Source organism: Veillonella dispar, assembly GCF_900637515.1.
GTDB classification, from domain to species: Bacteria; Bacillota; Negativicutes; order Veillonellales; family Veillonellaceae; genus Veillonella; species Veillonella dispar.
Genome location: NZ_LR134375.1, coordinates 24,391 through 46,102, shown reverse-complemented (window position 1 = coordinate 46,102; position 21,712 = coordinate 24,391). Strand labels below are relative to the sequence as shown.

The 21,712-nt window shown below is 35.8% G+C and carries 17 protein-coding genes; all 17 read right to left on the bottom strand.

From position 1 onward, the window contains the following. Positions 1 to 77 precede the first annotated feature (77 nt). A complete protein-coding gene (locus EL171_RS00180; protein ID WP_005384751.1) occupies positions 78 to 629 on the bottom strand; it encodes a hypothetical protein in 552 nt (183 codons plus the stop codon). A 361-nt stretch (positions 630 to 990) separates the two neighbouring features. Next, on the bottom strand, positions 991 to 3,339 hold the full coding sequence (locus tag EL171_RS00175) for an autotransporter outer membrane beta-barrel domain-containing protein (RefSeq protein ID WP_005384752.1): 2,349 nt from the start codon (positions 3,337 to 3,339) through the stop codon (positions 991 to 993). 320 nt (positions 3,340 to 3,659) lie between these two features. Next, positions 3,660 to 5,897 carry an autotransporter outer membrane beta-barrel domain-containing protein gene (locus EL171_RS00170; protein WP_005384753.1) on the bottom strand — a complete coding sequence of 746 codons (2,238 nt, stop codon included), beginning with the start codon at positions 5,895 to 5,897 and terminating at the stop codon, positions 3,660 to 3,662. Positions 5,898 to 6,488: 591 nt separating this feature from the next. After that, positions 6,489 to 6,815 carry a hypothetical protein gene (locus tag EL171_RS00165; protein ID WP_039968814.1) on the bottom strand — a complete coding sequence of 109 codons (327 nt, stop codon included), beginning with the start codon at positions 6,813 to 6,815 and terminating at the stop codon, positions 6,489 to 6,491. A gap of 308 nt (positions 6,816 to 7,123) precedes the next feature. After that, on the bottom strand, positions 7,124 to 7,534 hold the full coding sequence (locus EL171_RS00160) for a hypothetical protein (RefSeq protein ID WP_005384756.1): 411 nt from the start codon (positions 7,532 to 7,534) through the stop codon (positions 7,124 to 7,126). A 202-nt stretch (positions 7,535 to 7,736) separates the two neighbouring features. Beyond that, positions 7,737 to 9,296, bottom strand: a complete 1,560-nt coding sequence (locus EL171_RS00155) for an O-antigen ligase family protein (RefSeq protein WP_005384757.1) — start codon at positions 9,294 to 9,296, stop codon at positions 7,737 to 7,739. 39 nt (positions 9,297 to 9,335) lie between these two features. Beyond that, complete coding sequence (locus EL171_RS00150) at positions 9,336 to 10,529, bottom strand: flippase (protein WP_164712002.1); 1,194 nt, start codon at positions 10,527 to 10,529, stop codon at positions 9,336 to 9,338. Between the two features lie 212 nt (positions 10,530 to 10,741). After that, positions 10,742 to 11,695, bottom strand: a complete 954-nt coding sequence (locus tag EL171_RS00145) for a glycosyltransferase family 2 protein (protein WP_005384759.1) — start codon at positions 11,693 to 11,695, stop codon at positions 10,742 to 10,744. Between the two features lie 4 nt (positions 11,696 to 11,699). Further along, complete coding sequence (locus EL171_RS00140) at positions 11,700 to 12,515, bottom strand: LicD family protein (RefSeq protein WP_126413429.1); 816 nt, start codon at positions 12,513 to 12,515, stop codon at positions 11,700 to 11,702. Between the two features lie 17 nt (positions 12,516 to 12,532). Beyond that, the gene (locus tag EL171_RS00135) at positions 12,533 to 13,867 is read right to left on the bottom strand and encodes an adenylyltransferase/cytidyltransferase family protein (protein WP_005384761.1); all 1,335 of its coding nucleotides are present in this window, start codon (positions 13,865 to 13,867) and stop codon (positions 12,533 to 12,535) included. A gap of 1 nt (position 13,868) precedes the next feature. Further along, positions 13,869 to 14,945, bottom strand: a complete 1,077-nt coding sequence (locus tag EL171_RS00130) for a pyridoxal-phosphate-dependent aminotransferase family protein (RefSeq protein ID WP_050755785.1) — start codon at positions 14,943 to 14,945, stop codon at positions 13,869 to 13,871. A 14-nt stretch (positions 14,946 to 14,959) separates the two neighbouring features. Next, entirely contained in the window at positions 14,960 to 15,814 is an 855-nt protein-coding gene (locus EL171_RS00125; protein WP_005384763.1) for a LicD family protein, read from the bottom strand. Positions 15,815 to 15,847: 33 nt separating this feature from the next. Continuing rightward, positions 15,848 to 16,606 (bottom strand): DUF4422 domain-containing protein, encoded by a 759-nt coding sequence (locus EL171_RS00120; protein WP_005384764.1) that lies wholly within the window; start codon positions 16,604 to 16,606, stop codon positions 15,848 to 15,850. Between the two features lie 61 nt (positions 16,607 to 16,667). Beyond that, complete coding sequence (gene glf, locus EL171_RS00115; RefSeq protein WP_126413425.1) at positions 16,668 to 17,765, bottom strand: UDP-galactopyranose mutase; 1,098 nt, start codon at positions 17,763 to 17,765, stop codon at positions 16,668 to 16,670. Next, the gene (gene wbaP, locus EL171_RS00110; RefSeq protein WP_039968817.1) at positions 17,765 to 19,201 is read right to left on the bottom strand and encodes an undecaprenyl-phosphate galactose phosphotransferase WbaP; all 1,437 of its coding nucleotides are present in this window, start codon (positions 19,199 to 19,201) and stop codon (positions 17,765 to 17,767) included. Before wbaP ends, glf begins: the two co-directional genes overlap by 1 nt. A 265-nt stretch (positions 19,202 to 19,466) precedes the next feature. After that, positions 19,467 to 20,462 carry an O-antigen ligase family protein gene (locus tag EL171_RS00105; protein ID WP_232013631.1) on the bottom strand — a complete coding sequence of 332 codons (996 nt, stop codon included), beginning with the start codon at positions 20,460 to 20,462 and terminating at the stop codon, positions 19,467 to 19,469. 275 nt (positions 20,463 to 20,737) lie between these two features. Beyond that, positions 20,738 to 21,682 (bottom strand): VirK/YbjX family protein, encoded by a 945-nt coding sequence (locus EL171_RS00100; protein ID WP_005384769.1) that lies wholly within the window; start codon positions 21,680 to 21,682, stop codon positions 20,738 to 20,740. Positions 21,683 to 21,712 lie beyond the last annotated feature (30 nt).

Sequence of the window (21,712 nt, the reverse complement as noted above, 5' to 3'; positions counted from 1 at the left end):
AAGTAACCATAAAAACTAAAAGAGGCAACAACTTTCGTCGTTACCTCTTTATAAGTATATATTTATAATTATATAGATTAGCGGATACGTTTAACGCGGTTATTACCGTCACGCATAGCTTCTTTTAAGCTGTAGATTACCATTTCGTTCATGTAGAAACGCAATTCATCATTATTCATATTTTCAGTATTCTTTTCAAGAATAGCTAAGATTTGGCGTTCATATTCAGCTTGGTTCATTTCAGATACTGTAGTGTTATTCGTGAAGAATTCTTTGTAATCTAAGTACAAGCGATCTAATGCTACACGAGCATAGCTATCTTTTTTATAGCGATGGCTTATAATGTACCAGCTACGACGAACGTTCATGTAGTACAACGCATTGTTAGCAAGACGTTCTTGACCAGACACACGGCCAGTATTTGGTTGACCAAGTTGGAATGCTGCAAATTCAGATACTACAGCTTTTACCTCTTCACTAGGAACAGCAAGAGAGATTTCTTGTTGTTCTGCAGTCAAAGGAGCCGTAGGTTGTTCAGGCATCATCAAAGGATCTTGTGCCGCATGTACTTGGCCAGCAACACCTACAGAAGCAATTGCCATAATAGGTAATAATTTTACTAATTTCATAAGTTCTCCTCTCTTAAAGCACCCTCCCCAGAGCTACTTCATTTATCATACACTAGATATTATCTCTTTTGGAGCTGTTATCCCCTTAGAGATCCCCATACTAAGCATGGTAAATTTATTAATACAGTAAGCATCTATCAATAATGATGGTAATGTGCCTACTAGTTCTATTAGTATACACAATATATCGTATTTCGTCTATATACTTTTCCTTTAACGTTAGAAGAAAAATGCATAGGTGCTATATAGTTAATTCTATAATCGATACTATAAAAGCCTCCTAATAATAAAGTCATGACTCTACTATTAGGAGGCTATATATGTTAGCTATTGTACAAAAGATTATTTAATAAATCTACACTTAGAACTTATGTGTGAAACCTGCATTCACACCCCAGTCTGCTTGGAGGTCACCAGACAAACCTGTAGCAACGTCAGCAAATACGCTATTGTTGCTATTGAAGCCATAACGACCGCCGAAAGCAAGTTCAGTCCAAGTACCTTTAAGGTCTTGCTCTGTTAATTTCACAACACTACCGCTAGAGAATGCAGTTTTTACATTGCCTGTGAAAGCATGACCTGCGGCAAAACGTGTATAAAGGTTACCATTGCCAAATTGTTTACCCAATTCAAGGCCGATTTTACCAGAAGTGCTGTTTACACTAGATTGGTTAACAAATACATTACCTACAGTGAAGTTACGGCCACCGAAGTGTGTAAAGTTCAATTGTGCTTGTGGTTCTACATAGAAACCATTAGCGTATTTCAATGTTTTACCATAGCGAACACCGATGCTGTACGCATTGGATTTTGTATCACCAGACATAGCTTCACCGATTTCATTACGAGCTGTAAAGTCATTAGATACGCGACCAACTTGAGTTTCTACATGTACATATTGATCTTTGCCAAGGTCTTTCAAACCATAAGCACCTACGGAGAAGGATTTCACCTTGCCGGAACCATCGAATACATAGTCTTCAGAACCGCGAAGGTAAGATACTTGACCACCTACAGTCCAACCACTGCTAATTTTAGCATCATAACCGCCTTGGATGCGTGTATAATCTGTAGCTGTGTCGATACCGCTGCCAGAGTAGCTGTATTTACCGCCACCGATGCGAGCCCAAATACCAGTTGGTTCACCTTGTTGCAATACACGAGGACGATACATATCGTCAGCTATTGTACGCCATGCGTTGATATTACCTACTACAGCGGAGCGAATACCGCGCATATGAGGTGTATCATAAGCGCCACGAACAACAGGATTAGGATTCACTGGTTTAGGTGCTGGTGTTACAGGTGTAACTGGTTTAGGATCTGGAGTTACAGGTGTAACTGGTTTAGGATCCGGACTTACAGGTGTAACTGGTTTAGGATCTGGAGTTACAGGTGTAACTGGTTTAGGATCTGGAGTTACAGGTGTAACTGGTTTTGGATCTGGAGTCACAGGTGTAACTGGTTTTGGATCCGGAGTTACTGGTGTAACTGGTTTAGGATCCGGAGTTACTGGTGTAACTGGTTTAGGTTCTGGAGTCGGTGTAGGTTTTGGTTCTGGCACCACATAGGAGCCTTGGCCATTACCGTCTTTCCATGTAATATCCCCTTCTTTTTGGTCTGTAGTCAACGCTTTTTTGTAACTAGACACGATACCTTTAGAAGCGATGGATACAGTACCAGAAAGGTTTCTTTCACCGTTTACATAGTTTTCATAATAGAACTTGTGCGCTAAGTTATCTAAAATCTTATTTACATTACTTTCAGAAGAAGTATCGAGATGATCACCTGTTACATAGCCATGTACGCCAGAGCCAGCTGCAGCGGATTTTACGATGAAGTTACCGCCCTCGATGTCAGCCGGATCAAGGCCGTCTTTCTTAGAACCTGGTTTAGCATAATTTAAGCCAGTACCACTAGTCATGTCATAAATAACATTAATATGACCGTCCAATTTATTTACATGAATGTCGCTGCGAGAATCTTGGGAAATACGGCTGAAACCTTCGCGCGTACGAGTACCTGTGAGGTTGTTAATACTACTACGTTCTGTTTTACCATCAATTTTGAAAGATTCCAAGCCGCCCATGCTATCATGGCTCCACATGCCACCATCAAAGGTCATGTTGATTTCGCCACCCTTATCCTCTAAGGTGTTCATAGCTTTACCGGAAAACTGGTTAGGACTATTATGAGCGCGGCCTAGGCCGATATTAATCACAGATGATTGCTGTTCTTGATGAGGAGGCATCATTTTATCAGATACCAGCACATCACCTTGCATATTAAACACTTTGTGTTTTACAGTACCCGCATCATCAATGCCGAGATTAATTTTACTATTATATGCAAATGCTACTGGATATGGAGACTTCCATGGTGCAGTAGTCACGTCCATAACCCCGCCATCCACTTGAATGGAACTGTTATTTAGCATGCCTGTAATGAAAGCTGGTTGACGATAGCGTTTAGGCAATTGAGATGCATCAGGAGTATCCAAAGAGCCAATTCTAACTTGACCACCATCAGATGCGACTACACCATTTGCAGTCGCATTACCTGTACTTTCAAATTTGCTATCTGCAGTAGTTGCAAAAATACGTCCATCGGAATTAAGACCTGCTGCAGCCCATGTGCTAGGCATAGCCATCGTAGATGACAATAAAGTCATCATAACAGCAGATAATAAAAATTTATTTCTTGCTCTCATCCTCTTACACCTCAACCAATACTTTTACTTACAATACAATCACATTTGTGAAAGCTCCTTCATACTTGAATATATATCTATGAGTTGATTTATTAGTCTTTTTTTATGATAAAAGATAGATATATACTCACTTATTAAAGAAACTTAAGACTAACACTTTTAAAATATGTATAAAATATTACACTATTTTTAGTGAATTGTAAATGAATTATACCCATTTATTTTAGAGATAATTAAGATTTGATATGTATTAGATAAAAATATACCAAAAGAGGCAACGATTGACTCGCTGCCTCTTAGTAAATCTGTTGACCAGTATATTAGAATTTATGTGTAAATCCAGCATTTACAGACCAGCCTGCTTTATAGTCGCCAGATAAGCCTGTACTAAGGTCAGCAAAGATGCTGTTATTAGCATTGAAGCCATAACGACCACCGAATGCTAGATCGGTCCAAGTACCTTTAAGGTCTTGTTTTGTATATTTTGTAGTATTACCTGTTGTGTACGCTGTATTTACAGTACCAGAGAAGGCATGGTTTACACCAACGCGAGTATAGATATTACCTGCACCGAATATTTTACCGATTTCAAGGCCAAGGCCCCCTGCTGTGCTGCTCACACCAGATTCGTTGACATGCATACGACCCGCATCAAAGCTATCCCCACCGAAGTGAGTGTAGCTCAATTGCGCTTGTGGTTCAATGTATGTACCATTTTGGAATTTCACAGTTTTACCATAGCGTACGCCAATTGTGTAGGCATTCGCTTTAGCATCACCAGAAATGCTTTCACCAATTTCATTGCGAGCTGTGAAAGCATTAGAAACGCGACCTACTTGGGATTCAAGGTGAATGTATTGGTCTTTACCAAGATCTTTCACACCGTACGCACCTACAGCAAAGGCTTTTTCCTTACCAGTGCCATTGAATACGTAGTCATCGTTGCCACGAAGGTAGGATACTTGACCACCTACAGTCCAACCGTTACCTGTTTTAGCATCGTAACCGCCTTGAATACGTGTATATGTTGTATCTGTGTCGATACCTTTTGCGGTATAGCTATATTTACCACCCCCAACGCGAGCCCAAATGCCTGTTGGTTCGCCTTGTTGCAATACGCGTGGACGATATATATTATCTGTCAATGTTCTCCAACCATTAATATTGCTCATAATAGCAGAACGGGCACCGCGCATATGAGGTGTATCAAAATCACCCATAATAACATGAATATGAGAATTACGCTCTGGCACTGGAGCTGGTTTCACTTCTGGTTTAGGAGTTGGTTTTGGTGCTGGCTTAACCTCTGGTTTTGGAGTAGGTTTTACCTCTGGTTTAGGAGTCGGAGTTGGTACCGGCTTAACCTCAGGTTTAGGAGTTGGTTTAACTTCTGGCTTAGGTTGAGGTTTTGGTACAGGTTTATTTTCACCATATACGTATTTACCTTGACCATCCTTATCCGCTTGCCATGTAATATCACCTTCTTTAGCATGACCAGATGTAATTACTGTAAAACGACCAGATTCAGAACCATCAGATGCAATAGCTACTGTACCTTGAAGGTTTCTTTCACCATTAACATAGTTATGATAGTACATCTTGTGAGCCAAGTTATCTAAAATCTTGTTCACGTTAGCCTCAGAGGACATATCTAGGCCTCGTTGAGTCGTGTACACATGAGCCGCTGCACCAGGAGCTGCACTTGTAATATGAATGTCGCCACCCCAGAAGGAATCTGGAGTCAAACCATTATAGATTGTAGTCGGTGGTTTATAATCTGGATCCTCAGTATCGCCACCTTCATCATTAGGGTCATAGATAAAGTTTACATGACCTTCCAGCTTATCTACATAAAGTTTATTATGCTCACTTTGGGTTACCATATTCGCATAGTTGCGGTTCTTGGAACCTACAAGTCGATGTACATGGCTAGGTTGTGTACCACCATCTAATTTACCTTCATGCAAGCCACCTTGATAGAAAAGCTCCCAAGAACCATAGTCACCAAGGAATACATTGATATGACTTGGGTGCTTTGCATCTTTATCTGCTAGATTAAAAGCCAAGCCATCCCAAAGAGATTCTTTGCCAATGATACCAATATTGATCTCAGACGCATGATTTGGGTCGCTTTTAACGATAACATCACCTACTAAAGACAAGTCCTTACCAGTAAAATTACCTTTATTGCCGTCTACACCAATATTAACGGTGCCACCTTGAGCCACTGCAACAGGAGTGCTTACATTTTGAACATCATAAACGCCTTCCTTAAGGCTAACTGTACTGCCACCTTTACTACTAATGAAAGGCTTGTTATTATAGCCAATATTAGCAACAGCTTTATCAATACTAACTGTACTACCAGTATCTGCTTCAATCGTAGATATGTAGTTTGTCATTTCGCCAGCCTTAAACTTCCCACCGTTGTTTGCCGTAATATTTGCACCATTAGGTGTAGTAACTAATGTACTCCCCGCCATTGCATAGGGCACTACAGAGCTAGCAATTGTCAGAGCAATCGCTAAAGATAGGTTTGCTTTATACACACGTTTCATAAAAACCCTCTCTCATTTACACACTATAAACTATTATTAAATAATTTAATTATATTTAATAATTATATTTTTGTAAATATGAGGGAAATTTGCCACATAACTATAAAATTATCACAAGTAAAAAAAATCAGTAATTATAGTTACTGCTAACGTATACGTATATATATTTTTGTATATTTCTATAAATAGATTCTTATTGATTCGCTTATATGTTCGCCATATAATTGATATAGGATAGTTAAGCGAGGTTGGGCCTCTCTTCGTCTATGAAGGGAGGGTTGTCTATGAGTGATTATGAGTTAATCATGCTAATCCTAGAGGTAATGACTGTAGTCATTGCTTTTGGTGCACTCGTGGCGCTTATTTGTCTTGGAAAAGACAAATAGCCCTTCGTTATCCCTAGATAATTAGGTAACTGAAAGGCCATTTCATCAATTATTTATTCTCTTGAGATGAGCCCGACGGATCTACTCGCTTGGCTATCTATTTATATTATAGGGTTAATCTTATATATCGTCAAATACGGATAAACGATACTATAGTACACTTATACAGACCAAAAGGCAGCGATCGAATCGCTGCCTTTATTCTTTATCTACGTGCCACACGCATAGCGGCCATCATACCTGGAGATTTCCATACAGATTGGCCATTGTCTGAAACGAGTTTGTTGTTATAGTAGAATACATCTGCATTGTAATAGTTACTATCGCTAGATGATACCTTATAGCTAAGGCCAGATGTAGTGTACACCGTAAAGTTGAGTACATCCCCTACTCTCTTCACAGAGTCTTGGTCTACATACCAGCTATTACCATTATAGGTTGTAGCATACACATCTGTACGAGCTTCTACATCATGTGTATTAATACCGATCAACACGAGTAGAGCTGCTAACATATATAAGAATTTACGCATTAGAATTACCTCCGTTTTATCGTTGGAATACTTGTTTATTATACCAAAAAACGGTGAAATTCGCATTAAAATGGCAACTTCTGAGCCAACTACTATCGGCTGCTCAATATACAATACAATACGTTTCATAACAGATTTGTTATATAAGAGAACATTCAATCCCTATTTCTTATCTTCGTATATCTAATAAAGATATTATAGGTTGATCTAAATTTAGTATCCCATCAATTTGATTTCTACATAAAAGAAGGTATCAGCTGCCGTTGATACCTTCTTTTAATTCCACTATATAGTTATTAAGAATTATCTTAATATACTAGTTCTCCATTAAATGTACGATATTCATCACCAATTTTTGTTAAATCCTTTACAAGTAATCTAGAAGTTTGATAATCTAACTTCATAACTAATGTATGTCCAATAGATTTAGCCTTATGTATTACTTCACCTAAGAAATTAACAATGTTAAAGAATATCTCTTGAGGAGTACAATCTAAACATTTTAATAAAGAATTATCTTCCTTTAATCTAATACTATATACAGTTTCTCGATCGTCTTCTAACGTAAAATTCAATAAAACAGAAGTTGTCTCTACATCATAATCCAAATGATATGTATTAAGACAACCACGCACTATAGCTTTATTATCATCTAAAATATTTGTGATTTCAAGCTCTATAGGCCTATTCTTATCAACTGAAAGTACATATTTTTTCATAATTAAAATCTCCCAAACAAATATATTAACTAATGTAATCCCCTAGGAATGAAACTCCCAATATATTCATTCCATAATATTTTGCTACACAAATTATAACTAATTATGAGATAGAAAAGCCATAAACTATATATCAAACATATTCGATATATTTTAAACATTAGTTATAATATACATATTTTACTTTATTTAGAATAACCCCCTATTCTCTGGTTATATCATTATGCTCATAAAATTTAATATAACAAACCAAAATCCCTACAAGAATTGGATATGCTAATAAAAATTCATTACTCATAAAGCATGCAATTTGCCCCAAAAATGCCACTAACAGGTAGACTAATATAGGGTTATTAATATACTTCTTAATCTTATATGTTCTATATAAAATATATAAAATTGGAGTAATAAATAAGACTTCTCCTATTAACCCAAACCATGCCAATATGGCTGCGAATTCATTAAGTACTGGATATTCAAATGCTAGGAAGCCCTTTTGTAATACGTCTTCTGTCCAACGTTTGACTTCTCCACTATCTTTAGCAAAATCAGGGAATTTATCAACCATATAGCTTGAGTGCAATCCTCTACCAACACCAAATGCTAGATGATCTAGACCAACGTTAAACATAGCTACTGTATTACCAAATCTAGCTGAATTAGATCTAGAACTAGTATTGCTGACTGACTTAACATTACTATCAATATACTTATCTAGAGCCTTTTCTACGGATATAGCCTTAGGTGCTTCCTTGGTAGTATTCGATTGAGAAATACTAGCCTTAATTATAGGGCTTACTACAGAATCACCAACAATAGCAAAAGAATAACTTAGAACACTAAGTCCAATTGTAAATAGACATAGTTTCCACCAAGATTTATATCTAAATATTAGACTTAATACAATAAACGCAACCAGTTCGAATAGATAAATAACAACACCTGTTCGAGCCTTAGTTAAGAAAATCATGACAACTAAGAGAAATGCTAATATAATATCAAGTTTATTCTTAGAATTTACATAATGAATACCTAATAATGGTGCCAAAAACACCGCAATCATACTAAAATAGGATGGTTCTAACGCAAGGCTTCTAAGTTGACCTGGCCATAATTCCGGAGGCCACCACCCACTTTGTACAACAGGATCATATAAGCCATTATTAATAGTTACTAATATACTAGCCAAGTAATCTGAACCACTCCATAGCCAAGAAACCTCTATAATGGAGTAAGCTATACATAGTATTGTTAATATCCTTGCAGCATTAACAATAGTATCAAGACCTTTTTTACAATCATCTTTATATAGATTAAAAATGATTAAGAATAGCCCAATTAAGGGGAATATAAAGTTTCTAAACAGATACCAAACTAGTGATACCATTAACTTTACTTGTAGAATAAATTCATTACCTACAAACGAAGGAAATAGCGCATATAGTTTTTGGACAACAGATGTATTGATTAAATACGTGTAAATAACAGTATCATAAAAAGGAAAAGAAAATACCCCTAAAATGGTACAAAAAACAATCCAAGCAACAGATATTGTAAAATACAGTTTAAAGGGAAACTCTGTCTTCTTGTTCCATAGGCTATATACAATGAATAACAAAAGGGAAAAGAACAGAAATATCATCGATAGATTATTGCCCATTGAAAACAAAGTATACCGATCTGGTATCCGCATCAGTGGTAATGAAATTATCATTGCACAAAGCAATAACTCTTGAATTTTATAATATGCTGTACTAATCATATTAAAACAAACCTCTCAAATCTCTCAAACTATTTAAACCTATTGGAAGAGTTGTTTCCTTAATAAGCCTCCCATAATAATCATAATTAAAAATTCTGTTAATAACATTGTCATTGCTACCCCTTTAGCCCCCCACAAATAACACAATGGGAATATAGATAACAAGCTAAAGAATGCTGCCAATACTAGAGTTCGGCTATATGCACTATTCATATTGAGTGGTAGCATCGTTTCTTCACCAAATACAGTACTAATAGCAACAGCTAAAGGAACAAATGACAAGATTCGTAATACGTCAACAGTTAAATTATAATCCGCTCCGAACAATAGCTTGACTATAGTATCTGAGAAGAAAAATAAAGATGTACAGCCAACAAGGCCTACAACCAAATACAAGAATATTTGTTTCTTTATAAATTGTAATCCCTTAGAAATATCATCCTTCATCATCTTACTTATAAACGGATATATTGCATCACTTACAGCATATATACCTCTACGAACACAGGTAATTAATTTATCAGCAGCACTATAGTAACCAACGATAACATTATTCGTAAGCATCCCCAATACCACTACATTAGTTGCAGTATATAAGTTAACCGCTAAGGAGGATACGAATATAGACCAGCCTTCTTTATAAGAATTAATAATTTCACCTATAGTTGGCCATTTAAACAATCCCGTATAATGTTTTCTTAACCAGACTATTGAAAAAACACCTGCAATTAAAGGCGTGCAAGCTTGTAAGAATGCAGCGAGTATATAATCATCTGGAGATTTTACAAGTAAAAATATGCCAAGCATCGTACAAATACGTCCACTCATATTTAAGATGGTAATATATCGCATTTTCTGTATACCTTGAAAAAACCATACAGGAAATAAAACATTACCTATAATTCCACAGTACATAACCTGAAATAATAATATGTCGATCGTATTTCCTAGTAATATGCGTTGCAGATTATAAACAGCAAAAAATACCAGAGTAACAAATATTAATATACATACTTTTCCATAAAAATATTTGGCAAACAGAAATCCTATCTTCTGTTCTTCAGCCTGTGCTATTGCCTTTGGAGCCGTTAAGGAGTACCCAAAATCAACAAAGATTCGGAAATATTCCATAATACCTTGCATAAATGCAATCATTCCAAAATGCAAAGGTCCTAATACGCGAATTAAATATGGTACCAAAATAAAAGCAAGTACATATTCTAAAGCGCGCAAGGTTAGTAGAGAAAATATATTCTCTATTAATACGGAGTAACTCTTCCTCACATTACTTTTCCTCTATCATTAATATCTATCAAACCTTACTAACCATGCTTTCATAATTAGAGAAAATCCCATAGTATTATCAATTAAAAATATAAAGATAATCTCTATGGGTTTTAATCATATGTTACATACAACCGTATAAATATGGTTATGATTCATATTCAATAATACAATTTAACCAATACCCTCTTTATATCTTGTTTGCACTTCCATAATGGGTTATGGCTAGTATCAGCCGTATGATCTAAGACATAGTGCTTATATTGAGTGAGTAAATCATTGTACTCTGTCTTACATTTATTAACATGAACTCTACGAGATAATTCCACATAGGAATTTAAAAGATACAATTGCAGTTCGTTCTTTACACTACTACAGTGATCCATAAGATAATCATTCATATATATATGGGACTCTACGGTATCCGTCATAAAACGTCTACTAAAATTAGCCATGATACTACCAGCGCGTTGTACATAATAATAAAGAGGTTCATTTACTGTTACTATAGTATTAGCATTCAAAAATAGCCTGAAAATAGTAAAATTATCCTCTTGAACTCTCCCCTTTGGAAAACGAACTAATACTGTCCCATTGAATAACTCAGATTTAAAGAGTTTATTCCATACTACATTGAGATCGAATGGTTCCGTTTTTAGCAGATAATATCTCAACATATCCATGCCTGTGAAAGTTCTTGTATCATCTTGAACAGACATAGTATGTATACTGATATCATCATCTTCTCTATAGATATAATAATTACAAGATACTATATCAGCATTAGTACTATTCGCTACAGCAAACAATCTTTCACACATTGTATTTTCTATAAAATCATCACTATCAACGAATAAAATATAGTCTCCTGTAACATGATCTAAACCATAATTACGAGCATCGGAAAGCCCACCATTTTCTTTATGAAAGACCTTTATGCGTTTATCCTTCGCCGCATAAGAATCGGCAATAGAACCGCTACAATCGGTTGCTCCATCATCGACTAAAATAATTTCTAAATTTTGATAGGTTTGATTAAGTATTGATTGAATACATTTATCAACATACTGTTCAACATTATAAATGGGAACAATAATAGAAAGTAACGGCTCCATATACTTAATCCTTTCGCTCTATCTTATATGCAACAATATTATGTCCACAGCGTTGATCCTCAGGAGGCATCTGCATATAGTCATCATACATATTATCTAGATATTCTCTCCAACAGGACATAACAGAAAATAATTGATCTTCAAACTCAATGGTAGTCATCTTCTCAAAATCCTGTTTAGGCAATCGTTCCTTTACACCTTCACCCCATGCAATTACACCAACATACTCTGATTTAGTATAGTCATAAGATTTAGCCAAACGATCCATGATATCGATACAACGTTGTTTACCAAATAAACGGCACAATGGCACAATAACTAATTTACCTAAAGCATGAATAAGAGATTTCCCCTTAAACAGTTTAGCGCTAGCTAATGTAAGTATTTTTTGATAAAAAATCGATTTATCATAAATCTCTTTCATAATGGACATATCTTCACTAAATCCATCAACAGGGAAAATATCTATCCATAAATACTTGCTACGTAATGTATTAGAATATGTATTTTCACAAGGAATATTTTTATTGATGATAGCCGCATAGGTTGCATCCAAACTATGATTGATAGGATTAGCAATTAGCTCTAATCCATCGTGATCGTAGTGCTCTTTTAACGTTAATAACCGTTCATAATCAGGTCTTGGCATACAAACATCAATATCATCATCCCAAGGTATAAACCCTTTATGTCGAGCTGCACCTATTAATGTGCCATAACATAAACTATATTTTAAATTATATTTTTTGCAAAATTGGTCAAAATCCTTGAGAAGATTTAACTCTTCTAGCTGAACTTCTCGTAAAGATAATTGTTGCATACTCATCAAATCCCATACTAAATTACAGTAACATCGGTATCAGATACAAACTTATTGAGGACGCGTACCTCTTCAATCATATCTTGATGGCTCATCAAGAAGCTTTCAGAATCCTCTCTAATACATTTCAAGAACTCAACAATTCCATATCGTAAACCTTCACCTTCAAATTTATAGAAGTACTTTTGATTCAAGTTTACATCTTCAAAGCGCATTTCAAAGAATTCTGTTTTCCACCAAGGTGCAGGTACATAGATATATCCTTTAGAACCAGATATGACTAAATCACCCTCAGCTTTAGCATTGATAGCCACTGTAGCAGAAGCCATCGCATCATCATAAAGGAAATTAATTTTCGATAAAATATCGACATCATCAACCTTATGGCTTATAAAATCAACGCGGTTATAATTAAAGCCTAAGAGTTTAAAGATAGCCAATAACGGATAGGATGCTAAAGATAAAATACTACCACCCGCTATTCTAACTTGATTAGCCAAATCATCACCCAAAACTTGTGTAAAATTAGCCTCTACATTAAAGATTTTACCAATTCTCCCACTACGAGCCATGGCAATTAACTTATTAAAAGCAGGGCTATACGCTGTTTTTAAGCCTTCCATTAATACTAAGTTGGAAGATTTCGCCAACTCCATCAAGCGTAATGTTTCATCAAGGTCACTACTAAATGGAAATTCTGTTAATACATGTTTTCTAGCTTGTAGTGCTTTTTCAATATACGCACCACGTTTAGATAAAGGCATATTAATATATACCGCATCTACCTCATCTAGTAACTTTTCAGATGAACAAAATTGCTCTAAATCATTAAACTGATATGATTTATAGATAGTATCAGTCTCATCTGCCTCTGTGTACCCACCTATAATATCAATACCACTAACAAATTTAGACTCATCTAAAAATCTGTCCAAAATAACTTCATTACCAATAATACCTAATCTAACATTCTCGGAATTTCTGATTTGAGTACTAGAAATACCTTGTGTTCTTGGTAGGTAAACTACCTTACAATACTCATTTAAATAATCAAAATAGCCTTCCCAATCAGATCCAACAGTAAATATATCTACATTAAAACGTTTAATATCATCTATTTTTTGGCCAAAATATTCTTCTACTACGATTTCATCTGCAAAACCTGTAGCACGCACATTATCTATGCGCGTCATTAAAGAATCACGAACATTAAATTTACCTCTAGATTTATCAAAATAGTCAGACGTAACCCCAACAATTAGGTAATCACCTAATGCTTTTGCATTTTTTAATAGATTGTAATGTCCCTCATGAAACAAATCATATGTTCCATATGTTATCACTTTTACCATATTATTTACCTGTAATCTCTTTAATGACTGATTTCATTGTTTCTACGAGCATTTTATTATCCTCAATGGTTGTATCTCCAATATGAGCAACGCGTAGAACATAGTCTTCATTGACCCCACCCGTAGGATTTACAAAAATATCATATTTGTCCTTCAAAATTGTAAATACATCTTTAGCAATTGGTTGTTCAAAACGAATAGGTGTAACCGCATTACTGATGCTGAAAGCAGGAAGAGATACTGGCAGTTCTTTAATTCTATTTCTGAAATCTTTCGCCACACTATCAATACGAGCTAAATAGTTTTCAAAACCTTCCTCTTCAATCAGATGTAATGCTTTATTCATTTCTAAGCATACCCCAACAGCAGGTGTGAATGGTGTTTGACCTCTTGTAAAGTTTTTTATATATTGGTTGAAATCAAAATAAAGATTCTTAATGTGATTATTTTTTACACGTTCCTCATATAATCTGTCACTAATTACAATAGGAGATATACCTGGTGCAATACAAAGTCCTTTTTGGGAACTCAAAATAGTAACATCAATATTATTACCAGCCATATCATAATGATCGATTAAGAACGAACTAATTGCATCAATCACTAAGTACGCTTGTTTCTTTTTAGCAAAGCTACTTAATAAATTAATATCATATAGCTGTGCTGTAGAAGTTTCATCAATATTAGCAATAACAAAGGTAAATGATTGTTCTTCTACTGCAGCAAAGTGTTTAGCAGTCAACGCCTCGCCTTCTTCTAGTTTAATCACAGTATGAGGAATCTCATGGAGTTCACATAAATCGACGAAACGTTGACCAAAAGTACCACCATTAATAACTAGTACATGGTCAGTTTCATTCATACAATTCATAATAGTAGCTTCTAATGCGCCTGTACCAGAAGCTGTTAAGTAGATGGATTTATAGCTTTCTGGTGCATTCATAAACTTTTTGAGCAGTTTATCTGAGTCTAACATAACTTCAGAAAATTCTGTTGTTCTAAAATAAGGAACTTGTTGATGTCTTACATCAAGAATTTCCTTTCTCATTTGTGTTGGTCCTACTGTAAATAGTTTCATAATATAATCCCCTCTTATTGTTTCCAATATACTCTATAGTTATGATGCGGTACCTGGCGATCTTCAGGTGGTGCTTCCATATAATTATTGTACAAATGACTTAAATAGAAATCGCTATCTGTAAGTCCCCAAAACTCAGTATCCTCAAAAGGATATAAACTTCTATTATCAAACAAGGTCTTTTCATAGACCTCTCGTTTATTACCACTTGCACAATCAACGAGAACACTTATATATTTCGCATCTGAAAATGGGTACTGTTGTGCATCTTGGTTAATCTTTTTAATTAAACTTGTAGTTGGTAAAAAATGCATTAAACTAATAGCACCAAATTTTAAGAATGTACGAACATAACCTTTTAACTTTGCAAAGCTACCTTTAGAGTCTACATAACGATTACTGAATGTAAACTTCATAGAAGACCCATGGAATAACAAGTTTAAAAATTGTTGATGTCTAAATATTTTTTGTTGTGCCTGTGTTTCATCCGGTAACCCATCAATTGGGAAAATATCTATAAATACACCTGCTTTATCAAAATTACGCCATAATGTATTATCAATCATAACCGTTTCTTGATCGAATACCTTAGCCATTGTATAGGTATAAGTATCATCATTTTCAATAGAAAACACTTGATATCTTGAGTTATGCTCATTATATGTCTTAATAAAGCGATTATAATCATCCCGTGGCATCATGATATCAATATCATCATCCCATGGAATAAAACCTTTATGTCTAACGGCTCCCAACATTGTTCCATACGCTAATACATATCGAATACCATGTGTATCACAAAAATGTGCCACATCTTTTAAAATATCTAAAGCGACACTCTTAATCTCCGAAAATCCAATTTCTCTCATCAAAAAAATTCCTCCATAATACAAATAGGTCTATTATTTAAAGAATTTTCTTTTCAAGAATAATCCACCTTTTTTAATCCAGTTTTGTGGCTCCATAAAGGATACGTTTTGTTCTTTATAGTCGATGTTATTAGCTTCAATCCATACGTCGAGCAAGATTTCGCTTACAAAACCATAAATGCGAGCTTCGTATGTATCGTAATTGGAAATATCGACGCGATGTTCGATTTCCTCCAAGATGGAGAACATCCACTCGCAGTATTGATCAAATAGGTCGCGGCGCATAACAAACATATTGAACATGTGCGCCCATGTGCGATTGCAAACCTTTGTGAAAGCAGCGCTATATTCTGGATATTTTTCAGCGATGATTTGCTCTGCCGCATCAAGGCCGTCGCTGTGATGGGCATGATTATAGTGAGAACGGTTAGATTCAATATAATATTTACGCTTATCTGCTACCACAACAGGATACTCTGAAAGTAGTTTTTCCCATTCTGGACCTGTAAGAATTTGATTCTTTTTATCCTCTACGGAACGCACCTCTTTGCGCGTAAAGTATCGTCTGTAATGAACAAGACCGATATAGTCCGCATCAAGGTTTTTCCAAGCCCAATAAAGGCCTGTTAACTCACAATAATTCGCATTTTTTGAGGAGATATTATCTCCTGTATGATCGCCGGTATAACCAATATCAGCTTTGCCTTCTCGACCTACATGGATTGGCATGTATACGGAATCCTCTGGCATCCAATATTGCTTATGTGTAGCTACTAAAATCTTAATATTCACTAGTACTCTCCTACATGAGTGTTGTCTCTCAAGTCTATCTACTTACCATATGAAAACTTGTTTAAGCTAACTCTTTTTCTACTAATGCCAAAGCGCTAGCAATAACCTTATCCATATCGTAATATTTATATTCCCCTAAACGACCACCAAAGATAACATTGGAAATCGTTTCAGCCTTTTTAACATATGTTGCGTAAAGGTCTAAATTCTTTACATCATTCACTGGATAATAAGCCTCTTCGCCAATTTTCCAGTCTTTTGGATATTCTTTTGTTACATATGTAACAGGTTGTGTACCAAATTCAAAATGCTTATGTTCAATAATGCGAGTATACGGAATGTCCCCTTCCGTATAGTTCACAACGGCAACACCTTGATGGTTTTCCTCTTCAAGACGTTCAGTTTCAAAGTGAAGACCGCGATATTCCAATACACCTTCAGAGTAATCAAAATACTCATCAATAGGACCTGTATAGATGATTGTATCTGCCAAGGCTTCATATTCATCGCGATGTTTGAGGAAGTCTACACCTAAACGAACTTCAATACCCTCTAACATGCGTTCAATCATCTTCGTATAACCGCCCATAGGAATGCCTTGGAAACGGTCATTAAAGTAATTGTTATCGTAGGTATAACGAACTGGTAAGCGTTTAATAATGAAAGCTGGCAATTCTGTACATTTACGGCCCCATTGTTTTTCCGTATATCCTTTGATGAGCTTTTCATAAATATCTGTACCTACAAGGCTAATAGCTTGCTCTTCTAGGTTCTTAGGTTCACTTGTAATAGCAGATCGTTGCTTGGTAATGATGTCCTGTGCTTCTTTAGGAGTTCGAATATTCCACATTTTGGAGAAGGTATTCATATTAAAAGGCAAATTGTACATTTCACCTTTATAGTTCGCTACAGGACTATTTACATAGTGATTGAACTCAGCAAATTGATTCACATAATCCCACACATGCTTTAAGGAGGTATGGAAAATATGCGCACCATACACGTGAATGTTAATATCGTCTTTGCTTTCACAATACAGATTACCTGCTATATGATTACGACGATCGATAACAAGTACAGATTTACCACGCTTGTGCGCCTCATGGGCAAATACAGCACCAAATGGGCCCGCCCCAACTACTAAATAATCGTATTTCATTAATAGGCCCCTTTCGATTTAACGACAGCCAACACAGTTTTCAATAAATATACAATATCGATCCACACAGACCAGTTATGAACATACCAAGAGTCCATTAATACCCGTTCTTCATAGGTAGTATCGCTACGACCGCTCACTTGCCATACACCGGTAATCCCTGGTGGTACAAGGTAAAAGTCGTTGATATAGTCGCCGTATTTTACGATTTCATCGCGCACGATAGGGCGTGGACCTACAAGACTCATATCCCCAACGAGAACATTCCACAATTGTGGCAATTCATCAAGACTCGTTTTACGTAGGAATTTACCAATTCTTGTAACACGAGGATCATCTTTTAATTTGAAATCTCGTTCCCATTCTTCACGAGCTGCAGGATTTTCTTTCAAATATACCTCTAGCGCCTCTTGCGCATTAGGCACCATGGAGCGGAATTTATAGCATGGGAACTCTTTACCACCTTGGCCAACGCGCTTGTGGCCAAATACGATAGGACCTGGAGAATCTAGATAAATCAATACAGCTACGATGGCGAGAATTGGCAAAATCAAGATGCCACCACAAACAGTAGCAACAATATCAAAGATGCGTTTCATAATACGGTTAGATTTACGAGCCAAGTTATTTTGTACCCGCAATACAACGGCTTGCTCTTCCATCATGCCACGCGCCGTAATGTTACTTGTAGGCAAACCGAATAACTCAGGTACAAAGGCAACGCGCTTTACTAATAGTTGCAAGTGATTAATCAAGGATACTAACTTTTTAGGCTCTAACCCTGGTGCACAAATAAGGACTGTTTGTACTCCTGTATCTTTAATAACTCTTTCAACATCAGAAAAAGCACCGAGACATGGATATTCTTGAGCAATGGTAGAGGATTTAGGATTATCATCTACATAACCAATAATCTTATAGGTAGCAATTGGCATACGATCTAAAGATTTCTTTACGAGCTCTGCTGTTTTACCTGCACCAACGAGAAGGACTGGTATATTTAAGTATCCTGCTTTTGAAAGAATTTTACCTACAATAAAACGACTACTAAAGATAAAGAGCAGCATAAATAGATAGGCAAAGATAACAAAGAGTCGAGATACATCGTTGATTACATGACCTGTGTACATGAGCACAATGGATACAACAACGCCAATAGTGATACTACGGAATAAGTTCTTCATCGTATCCCAATAAGGAGATACTACAGAATAGGCATTATTGAGCAATAATATGGCTAAAAATACGAAAGGTATAACACCATATACATAGATTTCATCTACCTTAAAATTTGAACTTACCTGTAACCATGGCAAGTTTAAACGCAAATGATAGGCAGCTAATGTGCCTAACACAATAGAAACATAATCTGCTATAAGCACTATGATTTTGCTAATAAGCAATTTGTTGTGATTATTATATCCAGAACTATTCATACTAATACCCCAAACTATAAAAAAAGGTTGTTTTCTCAATACAATTTTTAAGAAAACAACCTCTAAACCATACGAATACAATGTACCAATATTTACATATATTGTATCATATTCAAAAGTTTAAAACTATGAAAAAACATAGATTTTAGCTATCTTTTATGCAGTTTTTTGGAGATTTTGGGTCTATTTAAATTAGACATAAAAATCAATTAAATAATGCGTAAATATTTCCTAAATAACCCTGTGATTCTCAATTAATTCTCAATTAACTCTCAATTGTTTTCAATTGAATCATGATGGCCATAACAATCCAAAACATGCGAATACCAGATGAATTTCCCCACGTATAATCAACTGATCCAAATAGGAATAAGTAACTAATTAAACCTACAAGGATTGATAAATCATAAGGGTTTCGTGTCTTCACATAGTGTTTCAACGATTTACAGAACATAAAAATTGAGAATCCTAAGAAACCAACGAGGCCTAATAGACCAGATTCAGAGGCTATTTGCAATAAATTATTATGAGAATGGCCTAAATCTTGAGTTTCTTGTTTTAATTTATAGTGCTCTCGATATGTTTTTTGCCATAATCCAGGACCAACACCTGTTACAGGGTGGTCCATAATCATTTGCTTATCTGCTTCCCATACATAAATACGGCCCAAATTTGAACCATCTGTGCTTATATTAAAAGTACTTTCAAAACGAGCTACATAGGCTTGATTGCTACTAAATGCATATCCTATACCTACAACAGCTACAAGTAGTACTAATACATAGCGAATATTTACAAAGCAATAGCGCAATGTAATGAGCGCACCATTAATGCCATTAAATAACCAGGAACCACGGCTTTGGTTCCCCCACATGCCTAATAGCATGCCAAACAAAGAAAATACAGCAGATTTTCTTACATACGAAGGAAATCTCTTATCATAGGCAGCAATTAATGCTAATGGAAAAGCCAATGTTAACAACATGGCAAGTCCCATCATAGAGCCGTGTATAACACCACCTGCACGACCTCCTGGTCCTAAGTTATAGCCCAATAAATATTGGGCAAAGGCCGATACAGCATCGATGCCCATATACACAAAAAATACTGATAATATGGCGTATAATTTGCGAGAACTCTTAATACATAGCAGAATTGGGACGATGACTAATACCTTCCAAACCCAAATATTTAAGAAATATTTTGTGGTCACCGCTATATCGGTACTAATTAATGCGGATGGCAATACACATAGTAACATGCCTAAATAAGCCCATCCATATTGGCGTATCGATTGTGGTATGGAGATTTCATGTCGCCTATACCAGCACGTTATTAAGGTCATCAATATAATGAGGCCATATAGTAAATTTCCAAATGCCATAGATGACCGTGTCGTACATATCATGAGTGAAATGAGTACGGTCAGTACCATTTCAGAATTTTTAAGTATCCATGATTGCATACTAACCCCTTTTTCCCAACATAGTTACAATCTACTGTTTATCATAGTGGTATCTATTCCCTTTATAGATATTATTTTACTCGTAACAATGGTCGTACATGATTCTGAATCTCTTGTTCATATTGATCGAGTAATTCATAACGTTTTCTATATTGGCTACGTTTTTGTGATTTAATCTCTTCAATAGGTTTACGATATTCCTCTAATGGAATTTTGAAGAACCGTTCATCGCTACATACAACACCACCGGATTCCTCCCATAATGGATCTAGCTCAGCTACCTTAGCACGGTGACCCCGAACTAAGTGGGTATTTGCGTAAAAACCTTCATCAGAAACAGCGTAAATAGATTCTACCTTACAAATGGCTGCAATATGGCGCAATAAGAACATGATAAAGTTTTTTGGTCTATACCCAAACATCTTTTTAGTCACTGTTTTAGCATTATCTAGACCATCTTTATAGCCTTGAATTGTGCCAATCCACATAGCAGGTTCCCCATTAAAACCTTTGCCAAAGCGGAAGTTAGCATGGTATACACCTTGCTTACCCAAGGTTAGTAACAAGGTTAAGAAACCTTCTTTACGTTGACCAGGGCCATAATATAAGCGTGCTACCATATCCAGGTCTTCTGATTCCCATACGATAAAGCCACGATTCATACGGCTTACATCGTCGTAAATATTATCTGGATCTACAGAGTACATTTCACGAATCGCTTCGTCTGTAAATACATCTTTTAAATAATCAAAATGATTAACAATAGCCTCTAATCGTTCCTGTGGTGTTGAGCTTTTAAACAAGAAAAATCGTGTCATTAACTCAAATAAACCAACTTGACGGTCTAATAAGGTTGGATCAGGCGTATAGTTTGCAAAATAGGTCTCTAGTGCCTCAATTTCCCCTTTATTGCGGATAGAGCGCATTGTATGAAGGAAAGTACGTCTAGTTTCCCTCCAACTACGTTTGCCATAAATCTTACGGCCTCGCTGCCATTGTGTTTGTAAATATCCCATCTCATACTCCTATCCACTCATATAACTACA